This is a genomic window from Roseomonas rosulenta (assembly GCF_016106005.1).
Classification (GTDB): domain Bacteria; phylum Pseudomonadota; class Alphaproteobacteria; order Acetobacterales; family Acetobacteraceae; genus Neoroseomonas; species Neoroseomonas rosulenta.
The window spans coordinates 1-14,215 of sequence record NZ_JACADR010000105.1 but is presented as its reverse complement, the minus strand read 5'-3'; the positions used below and the strand labels follow the sequence as shown (position 1 = coordinate 14,215).

General features: G+C 70.3%; 11 protein-coding genes and 1 pseudogene. 1 reads left to right on the top strand and 11 read right to left on the bottom strand.

The annotated features are described in order from the left end of the window. Positions 1-255: 255 nt before the first annotated feature. From HW578_RS13890 to HW578_RS13880, 3 genes are all read right to left on the bottom strand, one after another. On the bottom strand, positions 256-1,641 hold the full coding sequence (locus HW578_RS13890) for an L-serine ammonia-lyase (protein WP_198371142.1): 1,386 nt from the start codon (positions 1,639-1,641) through the stop codon (positions 256-258). Between the two features lie 89 nt (positions 1,642-1,730). Next, positions 1,731-2,258, bottom strand: a complete 528-nt coding sequence (locus HW578_RS13885) for a hypothetical protein (protein WP_198371141.1) — start codon at positions 2,256-2,258, stop codon at positions 1,731-1,733. A gap of 53 nt (positions 2,259-2,311) precedes the next feature. After that, on the bottom strand, positions 2,312-2,596 hold the full coding sequence (locus tag HW578_RS13880) for a hypothetical protein (RefSeq protein ID WP_198371140.1): 285 nt from the start codon (positions 2,594-2,596) through the stop codon (positions 2,312-2,314). A gap of 388 nt (positions 2,597-2,984) precedes the next feature. On the opposite strand from HW578_RS13880, the gene HW578_RS13875 reads away from it, so the two are divergent. Beyond that, the gene (locus HW578_RS13875; RefSeq protein ID WP_198371139.1) at positions 2,985-4,340 is read left to right on the top strand and encodes a tyrosine-type recombinase/integrase; all 1,356 of its coding nucleotides are present in this window, start codon (positions 2,985-2,987) and stop codon (positions 4,338-4,340) included. Positions 4,341-4,413: 73 nt separating this feature from the next. On the opposite strand, the gene HW578_RS13870 is transcribed toward HW578_RS13875, so the two are convergent. From HW578_RS13870 to HW578_RS13840, 8 genes and pseudogenes are all read right to left on the bottom strand, one after another. Then, positions 4,414-6,744 (bottom strand): heavy metal translocating P-type ATPase, encoded by a 2,331-nt coding sequence (locus HW578_RS13870; protein ID WP_456308280.1) that lies wholly within the window; start codon positions 6,742-6,744, stop codon positions 4,414-4,416. 130 nt (positions 6,745-6,874) lie between these two features. After that, a complete protein-coding gene (locus tag HW578_RS28445) occupies positions 6,875-6,964 on the bottom strand; it encodes a DUF2933 domain-containing protein (protein WP_198371137.1) in 90 nt (29 codons plus the stop codon). Between the two features lie 124 nt (positions 6,965-7,088). Continuing rightward, entirely contained in the window at positions 7,089-7,766 is a 678-nt protein-coding gene (locus HW578_RS13860) for a Spy/CpxP family protein refolding chaperone (protein ID WP_198371136.1), read from the bottom strand. A 57-nt stretch (positions 7,767-7,823) separates the two neighbouring features. Continuing rightward, complete coding sequence (locus tag HW578_RS27875) at positions 7,824-8,381, bottom strand: multicopper oxidase domain-containing protein (RefSeq protein WP_232478957.1); 558 nt, start codon at positions 8,379-8,381, stop codon at positions 7,824-7,826. A gap of 409 nt (positions 8,382-8,790) precedes the next feature. After that, positions 8,791-9,231: pseudogene (locus HW578_RS27870) on the bottom strand (multicopper oxidase domain-containing protein); the annotation flags it as partial. Positions 9,232-9,357: 126 nt separating this feature from the next. After that, the gene (locus tag HW578_RS13850; protein WP_369407896.1) at positions 9,358-10,278 is read right to left on the bottom strand and encodes an EamA family transporter; all 921 of its coding nucleotides are present in this window, start codon (positions 10,276-10,278) and stop codon (positions 9,358-9,360) included. Between the two features lie 6 nt (positions 10,279-10,284). Beyond that, complete coding sequence (locus tag HW578_RS13845; protein WP_198371135.1) at positions 10,285-13,431, bottom strand: efflux RND transporter permease subunit; 3,147 nt, start codon at positions 13,429-13,431, stop codon at positions 10,285-10,287. Then, positions 13,428-14,215: efflux RND transporter periplasmic adaptor subunit (locus HW578_RS13840; protein WP_198371134.1), on the bottom strand; the 788-nt coding region annotated here is incomplete at its 5' end. The genes HW578_RS13845 and HW578_RS13840, both read right to left, overlap by 4 nt.

Here is a 14,215-nt window from a genome sequence, read left to right as displayed (position 1 = left end):
CGCGCCGCGCCGCCCCGCATCGCACCGGCGCCCGCCGCCAGGCCCAGCATCGCCAGCACCGCCGCGGTTCCGAGCAGCGCATATCGTCCCGCGCGGGACGCAGTTGCGCTGCCCTGCCGGGCGATAGGAAGGGCTGTGCTCACGTCTGTTTCGATCCATGCGGCCGGAGACGAGGCGAGGGCCAAAGCCACCGCCACGACCGCACTTCACCAGAGGTCGGGTTTTGGAACCCTTAATCGCGCCGCGATGCCGCGATCAGCACTGCACGACATTGACCGCGAGCCCGCCAAGCGACGTCTCCTTGTACTTGTCGGACATGTCGAGGCCGGTCTGCCGCATGGTGGCGATCACCTGGTCGAGGCTGACCAGGTGCTGCCCATCGCCATGCAGAGCCAGCCGCGCTGCGTTGATCGCCTTCACCGCGCCGATCGCGTTGCGCTCGATGCAAGGCACCTGCACGAGGCCCGCCACCGGGTCGCAGGTCAGGCCGAGATTGTGCTCGAGCCCGATCTCGGCCGCGTTCTCGACCTGCGCGTTGGTGCCGCCCAGCGCGGCCGCCAGGCCCGCCGCGGCCATGGCGCAGGCGGACCCGACCTCGCCCTGGCAGCCGACCTCGGCACCCGAGATCGAGGCATTGCGCTTGATGATCGCGCCGATCGCCGCGGCGGCGAGCAGGAAGGTCTCGGCGCCTGCGGTGGTCGCACCCGGCACGAAGGTGTCGTGGTAGCGCAGCACGGCGGGGATGATGCCGGCCGCGCCATTGGTGGGCGCTGTCACCACGCGCCCGCCGGCGGCATTCTCCTCGTTCACCGCGAGCGCCCAGAGGTTCACCCAGTCCATGGCGCCGAGCGGATCGGCCTCGTTCAGCCGCGCGCGTATCTCGAGCCGGCGCGCGAGGTCCGGGGCACGGCGGCGCACGCGCAGCCCGCCGGGCAACTCGCCCTCGGTGCGCAGGCCCCGAGCAATGCAGGCGGACATCGCAGCGCGGATGCGGGCGATGCCGGCGGAGACCTCCGCTGCGCCGCGCTGGCTGTCCTCGTTGGCACGCATCAGCGCGGCGATGGTGAGGCCCGCGGCATCGGCCCGATGCAGCAGCTCCGCCGTATCGTGGAAGGGGTGCGGCACGGCGCGCGGCGCCGGCGCTGCGGTCGCGAGTGGTTCGCCACGATCGTCGACAACGAAGCCGCCGCCGACGGAATAGTAGGTCTGCGTGATGTCGGTGCGTCCGGCCGCCTGCGCGGTGAAGCGCATACCGTTGGTGTGCAGCGGCAGCGTCTGGCGCGGGTGGAAGACGATGTCGGCCTGCGGGTCGAAGGCGATGCGCCGGCCGCCCGGCAGCGCGAGGCGGCGCTGCGCGCGCACCTGGACCACCAGCAGGGCGGCCTCGTCAGGATCGATGCCGTCGGGCTGCGCGCCGGTCAGGCCGAGCATGACGGCGGCATCGGTCGCATGCCCCTTGCCGGTGAGGGCGAGCGAGCCGAACAGCTCGACGATGATACGGTCGGGCGGCGCCGCGGGGTCGAGGCCGGCGACGAAGGCGGCAGCGGCGGCCATCGGCCCGACGGTATGCGAGCTGGATGGCCCGACGCCGATCCGAAACAGGTCGAACAGGCCGATCCAGGGAGAGGCCGGTCGGGTCATGGAATGGAGGCTAGCGGTGTGGCGGGGCGGGGGACAACAGGGGTGGCGCGGAGGGGTACCTGTTTCCACGCTGCACGATGACGGCTGTGCTACTCGTCCACGGTCTCATCGGTAAGATTGTTGGCGCGCCTCACGCCGTCGAAGCAGGTGAAGATGTCGAGCGATAGAGCGTGCGTGTCCCGGGCCACCTGCGTGATTTCATCGGCGGTGTAGTGGCGAACATCCGACCGCAGCGCGCCGCGCGCCTTCACCTTCTTAACAAGCACTCGCCCGCTCGATTGCTCGACGAACCAATTGCCGTGGACAAGATCGTTGCGGGTTCCCACCAGCGATTTGACGCGGTCGCGCAGCGCCTTGACGTGCGCCACGCCGTCGTCCGCGAAACGATCAGTCGCGAGCGCCAGCAGTTGATCGAGCCGCTGCGGCAGGCTGGCATGCGTGAGCAGGATCGCCGCAGTCCGCACGTCTACGCCCGCGAGTAGCCGTATTGCATCCTCCACGGTATGCTCAACACATGACCATGCGATGCTGACGAGGCCCAGCGCCTCGCGGTAGTCGGGTGGGATGCTGGTCCGGGCGAAATCGCAGTAGCCGTACGGTGGTTGAACCTGCTCCAAGCGCGTCTCCCTTGGGTGACAGCGGTCACTCGCTCATATCTGCTTTCAGAAGGCTACTCGCCGTAGCGCGAGCGATTGGCCTTTCGCTCCAGATGCAGCGCCATCGCCGCGTCATACATGGCCTCCCAGTCCGGCTCGTCGCCCTCGTAGTACTCGCCGATCTTGATCATCATTGGCTCAGCCCAGGGGTCGTACATGTAGACCTTATGGAGGCCCTTGTCCTTCTTGTATGTCGTGATTTCAAGCCGATAGCGACGCTGCCTGAGCATCCTGGCCAGGAGCTCGCGCGTGCATCGTTCGATGAGGTCAGACGCGAGTTCCGGGAACGGAACTGCCATGTACCACCTCCGTTGGGAAGTATGGAGGGCGCGGCGGATGCGGGTCCACCCGGCCGTTAGACCAATCGGGGACGTAGAGCCGGGCACACCATCACCCGCCGCCGTCCCTGGCTCCCGTCCGTGAGCCCAAGACCCGCTGTATCCCTGGGAGAACATGGTGCCGGCACGCGGATTTGAACCGCCGACCTACTGATTACGAAACATTGGGGAGAGAGGGCGCAGCCTTCCGCCACATTCCGCACATCTACGTAAGCGATTGTTTGTGCGCACTTCACGGGCTCCGTTGGTTTACGTGGTTTCCCGTTGCCATCCGCCATCCTTCGCGGCGTACGTCCGGTCATTGTCCGGTCCGCGCCGTTGGCGCTCACTCTGGTAGGCAGGTTCTGCAATGAAGGTGCAGCGGGAGGGCCCCACAAAGATCACGAAGGCGACGGTGGAGGCTGCGTGGCGACGCCGAGAGCCGCAGCAGCGCCTAGTGATCAGCGATCAAGCATGCCCCGGCCTTGAACTCGTGGTGAACCCGGGAGGCAAGACCTGGCGGTTCGACTACAAGCCACGCGGCAAGGACCAGCGAACTGGCAAACGCTTCGCGACACGGTCCATCACGATTGGCAGTCCCGAGACGCATTCGCCTGAAGATGCCCGTCATGCTGCCAGCCAGTTCAAGGGGCAGGCCAAGGCAGGCGTGGATCCTGCCGAAGCGCGGAAGGCACAAGCCACCGCTGATGCGCTGAAGCGCAGCCAAACGCTTGACCGTCTCGTTGACGACTACGCACACGCCTTGCCGTCGCGACCGAAGATCCGCGGAACGGGAACGATAACGACGCGCCACGCGACATACGAAGTAGCGCATCGAAGGGCAGCGGTCGGTGCGATGAGCGCCGGAACTCGGCCTGCGGTCGACATCGGAGGAGCGGATCTCCGCCTGCTTATGTCCTCCTCGGCCGATCACCCGGCGACAGCCCGACACTGTCTCGGCGCGCTCTCCCGCTTCTTTGATTGGTGCCAGGATGACGGGCTCGTTCGCGTGAACCCTTGCCTGCTGCCGGCCAAGGCGCGGCGCCCACGTCCCGTTGCTGCCAGACAAAATTTCCTCTCGCCGACGGTTTTGGCAGCCCTATGGAAGGCTGCGGGCACCGCGATATCGCTCGGTTCTGCTCATAGGGACCTGGCTCGTTTCCTGATGGCCATTCCGTGCCGTCGAAGTGAGGCTGCCAAACTGGACTGGCTGCAGATCGACCTGGAAGCGCGTGTTTGGACGCAGCGCGGAAAGACCACCAAGAACGGCGATGATCATCGTTTTCACCTGAACGAGTTCGCGATTGGCGTTCTGCGAGAAAGACATCGAGCGCTAGGACATCCGGTGTTCGGCCTTGTCTTCCCTGCGCCGATATCGGGAAAGCCAATCGGCGTATTCAGTGACATGCAGACGGCGTTCGAAGTTGAGGCCAATGTCAAAGGCTGGCGATGGCAGGACTTCCGCCGATCCTTCGCAACTGCGCTCGGTGAGATTGGCCTTCCGGAACCCGCGGTGGATGCGGTCCTAAATCACCGGCAGGCTGAGACACGCGGCGGGGTCCTTGGCGTGTATCAGCGCGCCACGCTATGGCCTGCGCAGGTCGAAGCCCTTGATGCATGGGGAAGCCTTCTCATAACAGCCATTCAAGAGCGCGACGCTCTGCTCGATCGGCAGAATGTTGTGATGCTGGCCGAACACCGGCCACGGTTCTGGCCGTTCGGATGAATGGCAGGTCAGCACGCCTCATGTTCATCGCTTGAGGGGGGCCTCGTCCCGCCAGCCTCCTCGTTACCTGCGATCAGCGTTCGCTCCCGCGTTCTGGCGGCCCGATGGCAGGGGCACCGACGTCGAACCGCCTCAGGCGAAGCGCATTGCCCACCACACTGACCGACGACAGCGCCATCGCCGCTGCAGCGATCACAGGCGACAGCAGAATCCCGAACATCGGATAGAGTATGCCCGCGGCCACCGGCACGCCCGCGGCGTTGTAGGCGAAGGCGAAGAACAGGTTCTCCCGGATGTTGCGCATCACCGCCCGCGAAAGTCGCCGCGCGCGGAGGATGCCCGTCAGATCGCCGCCGAGCAGCGTCACTCCGGCACTCTCCATCGCGACATCCGTGCCCGTCCCCATGGCGATGCCGACCTCCGCCGCGGCGAGCGCCGGTGCGTCGTTCACCCCATCCCCGGCCATGGCGACGCGGCGGCCCTCCGACTTCAGCCGCTCCACAATCCGCTGCTTGTCCTCCGGGAGAACCTCCGCCTCGACCTCGGTGATGCCAAGGCGCCGGGCGACTGCCTCGGCGGTGGTGCGGTTGTCGCCGGTCAGCATGACGACCCGCACGCCTTCGGCCGCCAGGCCCGCAAGGGCGTCAGGCGTCGTCTCCTTCACCGGGTCGGCGACGGCGATCAGACCGGCCGCCCGTCCTTCCACCGCGGCGAAGAACACCGTCGCGCCTTCCCCGCGCAGCCGCTCGGCCTCGACCGACAAGGCGGCGGCGTCGATGCCGCCCTCGGCCATCAGCCGGGCATTGCCGATCGCGACGCGCTTGCCGTCCAGCACACCCGTCACACCCCGCCCGGTGGGAGCGTCGAAGTCCTGCACCTCGGGCAGGTCGAGGCCGCGCGCCTCCGCCGCCCTCACCACCGCCTCGGCGAGCGGGTGCTGGCTCGGCCGCTCGAGGCCGGCGGCGAGGCGCAGGAGATCCGCCTCCGTCATTCCGGATGCGGGCAGGATGGCGACGACCTCTGGCCGGCCGCGCGTCAGCGTGCCGGTCTTGTCCACGACCAGCGTGTCGATCCGTTCAAGCCGCTCGAGCGCCTCCGCGTTCTTGATCAGCACGCCTGCCTGAGCGCCGCGGCCCACACCCACCATGATCGACATCGGGGTAGCGAGGCCGAGCGCGCAGGGGCAGGCGATGATCAGCACCGTCACAGCCGCGACGATGGCATAGGCCGCGCGTGGCTCGGGCCCCCACACCAGCCAGCCGAACGCCGCAAGCGCCGCGATTGCGACCACGGCGGGTACGAACCAGGCCGAGACCTCGTCGGCCATCCGCTGGATCGGCGCGCGTGACCGCTGCGCCTGCGCCACCATCCGCACGATCTGTGCCAGCACCGTATCCTGCCCGATGCGATCGGCACGCATGACGAAGGCGCCCTGGCCGTTGATGGTGCCACCGGTCACGCGCGCGCCACGCGCCTTGGCGACGGGGACCGGCTCGCCGGTGACCATGCTCTCGTCGACGTTGCTTGCGCCTTCCAGCACTTCGCCGTCGAGCGGCACCTTGTCGCCGGGCCGGACGCGCAGCCGGTCGCCGACCGCGATGCCTGCGAGCGGAACCTCCTCCTCGGAGCCGTCGTCCCTGATGCGGCGCGCCGCCGGCGGTGCGAGGTCGAGCAGCGCGCGGATCGCCCCGCCCGTGCGTTCCCGCGCGCGCAGTTCGAGAACCTGGCCCAGCAGGACCAGAACGACAATCACGGCCGCGGCCTCGAAATAGACGGCAACCGCGCCGTCCATGTCGCGGAAAGCATCCGGAAAGAGCCGCGGCAGCGCTGTCGCCACCACGCTGAACGCCCAGGCCACGCCGGTGCCGAGCGCGATCAGTGTGAACATGTTGAGCCTGCGGGTGACGATGGACCGCCACCCCCGCTCGAAGAACGGCCATCCCGCCCAGAGCACGACGGGGGTGGCGAGCAAGAGCTGCAGCCAGTTCGATGTGCCCTGAGCCAGCAGGTGGTCGAGGCCGAGCAGATGCCCGCCCATCTCGAGCGCGACCACCGGCACCGTCAACGCGAGCCCGATCCGGAAGCGGCGCGTGAAGTCGCGCAGTTCGGGGTTCGGGGCATCGGCCTCCGTCGCCACTTCCGGCTCGAGGGCCATGCCGCAGATCGGGCAGTTGCCCGGCCCAACCTGGCGGATCTGTGGATGCATCGGGCAGGTGTAGATCGTGCCGGGCGCGACTGCCTCCGCGCGTAATGGCGCCGAGGGAGCGCGCACATACTGTCCCGGTTCGGCGACGAACTTCGTCCGGCATGCCGCAGAGCAGAAATGATAGGTGCGGCCCGCATGGTCCGCGTGATGCGGCGTGGCCTGGGGGTCCACCTCCATGCCGCAGACCGGGTCCTTCACCGGCGCAGCCTGTTGCGATGCCGGAGGATGGTGATGATGGCCACGATGGGCGTCAGCAGCCTCGGTGCTCATGCCAGCGTCCCCACTGACCGCATGCACGGGCTGGCCTGCCCCAGTCCCGACGCGACGTTCACCTTTCATGCCCATGCCCCCGATGCAGGAGCAGATGCATCAACGGGCAGGCCAGCAGGATGAGATAGGGGACTGCCCCCAAGCACATGCCCGTAGTGTTCCCGCAACATGTAGAAGAGGCCAACCAGCGCCAGCCCGAGGACCGTCACGCCGGTGGCCGTCCCCCACCAGGGCTGCGGATGTTCCTCTTGCACGATGCCCGTTCTCCCGTCTCAGGGCATGCCCATGCCCATGCGCATACCGCGGACATGCTCGCCCATCAGTTCGTCGGCGGCGCGCTTCTGCTCGTCGCTCAGCGCCGCATAGAGCGGACCGAGCGCGGCCGAGACCGCGCGCATTGCCTCGAGCTGCGCCGAGAGAAGGGCGATGCGCCGTTCCGCGATCTGCAGTGCCGTGGCAGGGTGGTCGGCGCCCTGCATCGCCGACCCGACCGCTTCTCGCAGTCGCCCGGCCTGCGTGCGCACTACATCGGCAAAGGCATTCCACAGCGGAGCCTGCGCATCCGTGATGCGCAGTTCGGCCCGCACGAAGGCAAGCTGCCCCTCGATGCGATGGAACTGCGCCATCGCACCGCGACGCATGCCGGCCATCCCGGGCATGCCATCGCCCATCGGGCCGGCCGGCCCGCCCATGCGGCCCTGCATCATCTGGCCCATGCCGCCCTGCATCATCATCCCGCCGGGCCGCCCCATGCCGGTCGCGGGCGTGCCAGGGGCCGGCGCGACCGGCGCCGGCTGCGGTGCCGCCTGTACCGTCTGGTCGCGCGCCGGGTGATGCGCTGCGTGGTCGTCGCTTGCCTGCGTCGGCGCCTGCGCGATCGCTGCTCCGGCGAGCGACAATGCGAAAGCGAAGGCGGTGCCGCCGATCGTCATGCGATGCCCGTTGCTCATGATGGCCTCCCGTGTGCGGTTCCTAGCGTGCCCGGGCCGTCGCGCTCGGGATGCGCTTCAGACGGCGTAGCGCAGCGTCGTCATCACGCCGGCGGCCATGTGGTAGAGCTGGTGGCAGTGCAGCGGCCACTCGCCGGGATTGTCGGCGTCGAAGGCGACGGTAACGGAGGTATTCGCCGGCACCAGCACTGTATCACGCATGGCGCCACTGAAGCGTTGCCCATCGACGGCAACCACCTGGAAGTGATGGCCATGGAGGTGCATCGGATGCGCCATGGTCGTGCGGTTGACCATCGTCACTTCGACCCGCTCGCCGGTGCGCAGGGATACCGCCGCGGCAGCGTCGCGACCCCAGTCAAGTGACCAGGCGTAACCTGGCCCCCCGATGAGGCTGAGCTGCAGCGCGCGATCGGCGCGACGCTCCTCGAGCGCCCTCACCGGCACGAGCCGGCGTTCGAGCGCGAGGTCCAGCCCGCCCGCGGCGCGGCCCGCGCGACCGACGATGCGCCCGACGGCCGCGCCCGGCGTGGCGAGAATGATCCCGGTCCGCTCGACCTTGCCCTCCGGCTGAAACAGGATCGGCCGCGCGCCGCCCTCCCGCGGCATGATCACCATCAGATCCGCCCTCTGCCCGCCAGCGAGGCCAAGTCGCCGAATGGTCACGGCCTGCACCGGCTGTCCATCCACGGCTACCAATTCCGCACCGCCGGGTGCTCTCGAGATCCACCACGAAATTGGTCGCCGTGCCGGCCCCGATCAGGCGCAGCCGCACGCGCTGGCCCCGCTCGGCGCGAACGACCAGGGGATCGTCGAGCATGCGGTCATTGGCCAGGTAGGCGTCGTAGGCGACGTCGCTATGCGCCGGCATCGGCGCCCCGTGATGGCCGCCATGCGCGGCGTGCTGCGCATGCGGCCCCGCGCCAGCCCGCAGCCCGGCGAGTACCTCCTCCGGCGAGCGGAAAGTGAAGTCGTGCAGCATCACGACCACGTCCTGGATGTCCGCCGACCGCTCGGCGGGATCCTCGACGATGAGCGGCGCGGCCATCAGGAACTGCTCCTGCAGACCGTGGTGGGCATGCATCCAGTGGGTGCCCGGCGCGCCGGCGGGGAAGCGGTAGTGGTGCGTCTCCCTGGGCTTGAGCGGCGGCTGCGAGATGCCCGGCACGCCATCCTGCGCGACCGGTGGCAGGAGGCCGTGCCAGTGGATGAGCACCTCCTCCCGCGTCGCATTCGCAAGGCTGACGTCGAAGTTGCCGCCGGCGGGCAGCCGGATGCCATGGGTACCGTCGGCCTGGGTGATGCCGAAGACGGTCGCGGCGCGGCCACGCACCTCGATGCTGCGCGTCGCGGCCGTGAGGGTGACGGTCCCGCTGCCCGCCGCCGCCTGGGCCGGGCGCAGCAGCCCCGCGGGCGCTGCGGCGAGGAGTGTGCCGGCGGCGAGGATGCCGCGTCTGGTCAGTGTCATCTGGGTCCCTGTTCCATGGCCGGGCCTGCCGCCCGGTCTCCGACGTTCGATCGACCAGTCATCGATGGCGCATCCGCATGCCGCGGACGTCACGCCTCCATGACAAAATATGTCGCCGACCGCGCCTCAGGCGCGCGGCGGCGCCGTCGCTGGTGCGGCGGTGCGTTGCGCGATCTGGCTCGCCACGATGCTCACGATCACGACCAGCATCCCGAGCCCCTGCATCGCCGTCAGCGATTGCCCGAGCAGCCACCAGCCGAGGATGACTGCCGTAACCGGGCTCAGCAGCGCGAGCGGCGCCGTCGCCGCCGGGCCGAGCCGCGCGATGCCGCGCAGCCACGCGATGTAGGTCAGCGCCGCGCCGACCAGCCCCAGCCAGGCGAGCCCGGCAAGGCTGCCCGCCGTGAGCTCCGGCACCTCCGGCCGCAGGATGGCGACGACCGGCAGCAGCAGCACCCCGCCGGCCGCGAGCTGCCACGCAGTGAAGGTCAACGCGCCGACCGGCGGCTGCCAGCGCCGCGAAAGGACCGTGCCGAAGGCCATAGACACCGCCCCAGCCAGCCCCGCGGCGACGCCAAGCGGATCGAGCGTCGCGCCCGGCGCGAGCACCAGCATTGCCACGCCCGCCACGCCGCCGGTCGCCGCAAGCACCGCGAGCACGCGCAGCGGCGTGCCCAGGATGGCGCGGGACAGCAGCACCACGATCAGCGGCTGGATGGCCCCCACGGTCGCCGCGACGCCGCCCGGCAACCGGTAGGCCGAGACGAAGAGCGTCACCCAGAAGATGGAAAAGTTCAGCGCCCCGAGCACGGCACTGCGCCCCCACCAGATGCCCTCCGGCAGGCACCGGACGACGAGCAGCAGGAGAAGCCCCGCCGGCAGCGCCCGTAGCAGCGAGACCAGCAGCGGATGCCAGCCGGGCAGCAGCTCGGTGGTGACGATGTAAGTGCTACCCCACACCGCAGGCGCAAGCGCGGTCAGCAGGATGTCCGCCACCCGCCCCTGTGGGCGAAGCCCCGTCATGATCGTCGTTCCTTGCATCGTCATGGCACCCTACTCCGCCGCCACGGCATGCGCCGCGATGGCCGCATCGGTCCGGCGCGCCGCCATGCGGCGCACCAGCAAGTAGAAGACCGGCGTGAACAGCAGTCCGAGGAGCGTGACCCCCGCCATGCCGGCGGCGACGGCGATGCCCATGGCCTGGCGCATCTCCGCCCCCGCGCCGGTCGCGACGGCGAGCGGCACCGCACCCGCCACGAAGGCGATCGAGGTCATCAGGATCGGCCGCAACCGCAGCCGCCCCGCCTCGATCACCGCGGCGAGCGGATCGAGCCCCGCCATCTCGCGCTCCCGCGCGAACTCGACGACGAGGATAGCGTTCTTCGCCGCAAGCCCGACCAGCACCAGCCAGGCGATCTGCGTGAAGACGTTGCTGTCCCCGCCCGTCGCCAGCACGCCGGCCAGCGCGCTGACCACCGCGAGCGGCGCCGCCGGCAGCACCGCGAGCGGCAGCGACCAGCTGCCGTACTGGGCCGCGAGCAGAAGGAAGGCGAGCAGCACCGCCACGGGGAAGACGTAGATGGCGGCATTGCCAGCGAGCCTTTCCTGCAGCGCGAGCTCGGTCCATTCGACGGCGAAGCCCGCCGGCAGCACCTCCCGCGCCAGCGCCTCCATCGCCGCCTGCGCCTGGCTGGAGCCGAAGCCCGGCGCGGGCGCGCCACTGACCTCGGCCGAGGGATAGCCGTTGTGGCGCACCACCCGGTCCGGCCCGGTCGAGGTGTGCAGCGTCACCAGCGAGGCGATGGGCACCATCGCGCCGGTGGCGCTGCGCACGCGCAGCCGCGCCAGATCTTCCTCCCGCAGCCGGAAGGCAGCATCGGCCTGCGCGATGACGCGATAGGTCCGCCCGTCGCGCTGGAAGTCGTTCACGTAGAGCGAGCCGAGCGCGAGCTGCAGCGCCTGCGCGACATCCGCCGGCGAGACGCCCATCGCCAGCGCACGGTCGCGGTCGAGCTCCACCCGCAGCTGCGGCGCCGAGACGTGGAAGCTGGACATCACACCCGCCAGTTCCGGCCGGCGGGACGCAGCCTCAACCAGCCGGCCCGTCTCCCGCGCCAGCGCCTCCAGCCCCAGCCCGGCACGGTTCTGCACCTGCAGCTTGAAGCCGCCCACCGCGCCAATGCCGGGCACCGGCGGCGGCGGGAAGACCAGCGCGAGGCCCTCCTGAATGCCGAACAGCCGCCCCTGCAGCCGCTGCGCGATGGCGTTGGCGGAAAGGTCGGCCGTGCGCCGCTGCTCGAACGGATCGAGCATGGTGAAGACCACCGCGGCATTGGGCAGGGTGACGAAGCCGTCGATCGACAGGCCGGGGAAGGCGACGACGCTCTCGACGCCGGGCTCCTCGAGCATGATGCGCGACATCTCGCGCGCCATGGCCTCGCTGCGCTCGATGGAGGTGCCGGCGGGCAGGATGGCGATGCCAACCAGGTAGTACTTGTCCTGCTGCGGCACGAAGCCTGTCGGCACGCGCTGCAGCCCGGCCCAGCCGAGGCCAAGCAGCCCGGCATAGAGCACGAGCGCCACCGCCACGGCCCGCGCCGCCCGCCGCACGAAGCCGCCATAGGCCACGGCCGTCGCGTCGAAGCCCCGGTTGAACAGCCGGAAGAAGGCGCCGAGCGGCCCGCGCTGAGGCGTGCCGTGCGGGCGCAGCATGACGCCGGCGAGCGCGGGGCTCAGCGTCAGCGAGTTGATCGCGGAGAGCACCGTCGAGACCGCGATGGTCACCGCGAACTGGCGGTAGAACTCGCCCTGCAGGCCGGACAGGAAGGCCGCAGGCACGAAGACGGCGGCGAGCACCGAGGTGATGGCGACGATCGGGCCGGTCACCTCCTCCATCGCCTGCCGCGCCGCCGCCTTGGGCGCGAGGCCCGCGGCCATATGCCGCTCGACGTTCTCGACCACCACGATGGCGTCGTCCACGACGATGCCGATGGCGAGCACCAGGCCGAATAGCGAGAGCGTGTTCAGCGTGTAGCCGAGCAGCAGCATCACCGCGAGCGTGCCGACCAGCGAGACCGGCACGGCGACCAGCGGGATCAGCGAGGACCGCCAGCTCTGCAGGAACAGGACCACCACCAGCACCACCAGGCCCACCGCCTCGAGCAGCGTGGTCAGCACCGCGGCGATCGAGGCCCGCACGAAGATCGTCGGGTCGTAGGCGATGCGATGGGTGATGCCCTCCGGGAACTCGGCGGCGATGTCCGTCATCGCGAAGCGCACCCTAGCCGCGACATCGAGGGCGTTCGCCCCCGGCGCCTGCACCACCTGCAGCGCCGCCGCGGGTTCGCCGTCGAGCAGCGAGCGCAGCGCATAGCCCTCCGCGCCCAGCTCCACGCGCGCCACGTCGCCGAGCCGCACGATGCGACCGTCCTCCCCGGCGCGGATCACGATGGTGGCGTATTCCTCCGGCTCGGCGAGCCGGCCGCGCAGGTCGATCGCGACCTGCGGCGCCATGCCCGCGCCCGGCTGCCGGCCGACCGCGCCGGCGGCCACCTGTAAGTTCTGCGAGCGCACGGCGCGCAGCACCTCGGCCGCCGTGAGGCCGCGCGCGGCCATCCGCTCGGGGTCGAGCCAGATGCGCATGGCGTAGTCACCCGCGCCCCAGACATTCACCTCGCCCACGCCGGGCAGCCGCTGCAGCCGGTCGCGCACCTGCAGCGTCGCGAAGTTCGCGAGGTGCAGCGCGTCGTAGCGCCCGTTCGGCGAGACCAGGTGCACCACCATCAGCATGTCTGGCGAGACCTTGCGGGCGACGACGCCCTGGCGCTGCGCCTCCTCGGGCAGCCGCGGCAGGGCCCGCTGCACGCGGTTCTGCACGCGGATCTGCGCGAGGTCGGCATCCGTGCCCTGCGCGAAGGTGACGGCGAGCGTGACCTGCCCGTCCACCGACTGCGAGGTCATGTAAAGCATGCCCTCGACGCCGTTCACCTCCTGCTCGATCGGCGCGGCGACCGTCTCGGCGAGTTCACGCGGCGAAGCGCCGGGGAATTGCGCGACGACCTGCACCGTGGGCGGCGTGACGGCGGGGTATTCCGAGAGCGGCAGGCGCAGCAGCGCGAGGCCGCCGGCCACCAGCATCAGGGCGGAAAGGACGACGGCGAAGATCGGCTGGTCCACGAAGAAGCGCGGGATGGCGTTCATGACCGGGGCTCCTGGGCGCTGGAGGCGATGGCAGGGACGGGCTGGGGGGCGATGCGCGTCCCGGGGCGGACCATGCCGCGCGCGACCACGCTCTCACCGGGCTCAAGGCCGTCGCGAATCACGCGCAGCCCCTCGCCGACGGCGGGGCCGAGCCGCACAGGGCGGAACGCGGCGATGCCCTCGGGGGCCGCGACCAGCACGTAGCGACCGCCCTGCGCGGCGCCGACCGCGACTTCGGGCACAAGGACGTTCGGCCGCGGCGGCGTCAGCACGACGCGCACGCGGGCAAAGAGGCCCGGCGCCAGCCGTCCGTCCGGGTTCGGCAGCACCGCGCGCAGCCGCGCCGTGCCCGTCGCCCGGTCGGCCTGGTTGTCGAGGAAGTCGAGTCGGCCGCGGCGCGGAAACCCGGCCTCTCCGGCGAGGCCGACCTCGACCTCGGGTACTGCCTCGGCGGCCAGCAGCCGGAGATAGGCGGGCTCGTCCACGTCGAAGAGCACGTGGATCGGATCGACGGAGACGATGGTCGTCAGCAGCGCCTCCCCGGCGGCGACAAGGTTGCCTTCCGTGACCAGCGCGCGGCCGGCGCGGCCGGCGATCGGGGCGACGACCTCGGTGAATTCGAGGTCGAGGCGCGCGGCGGCGACGGTGGCCTCGGCGGCCTGGACCTGGGCGGCCAGCGCCTCGCGTTCGGCGGCCTGCTGGTCGAGCCGCTCGCGCGGCGCGTAGCCGCCGCCCGCGAGGCTCTGCGTGCGCGCATGCTGGCGCCCGGCCAGGGCATGCCGCT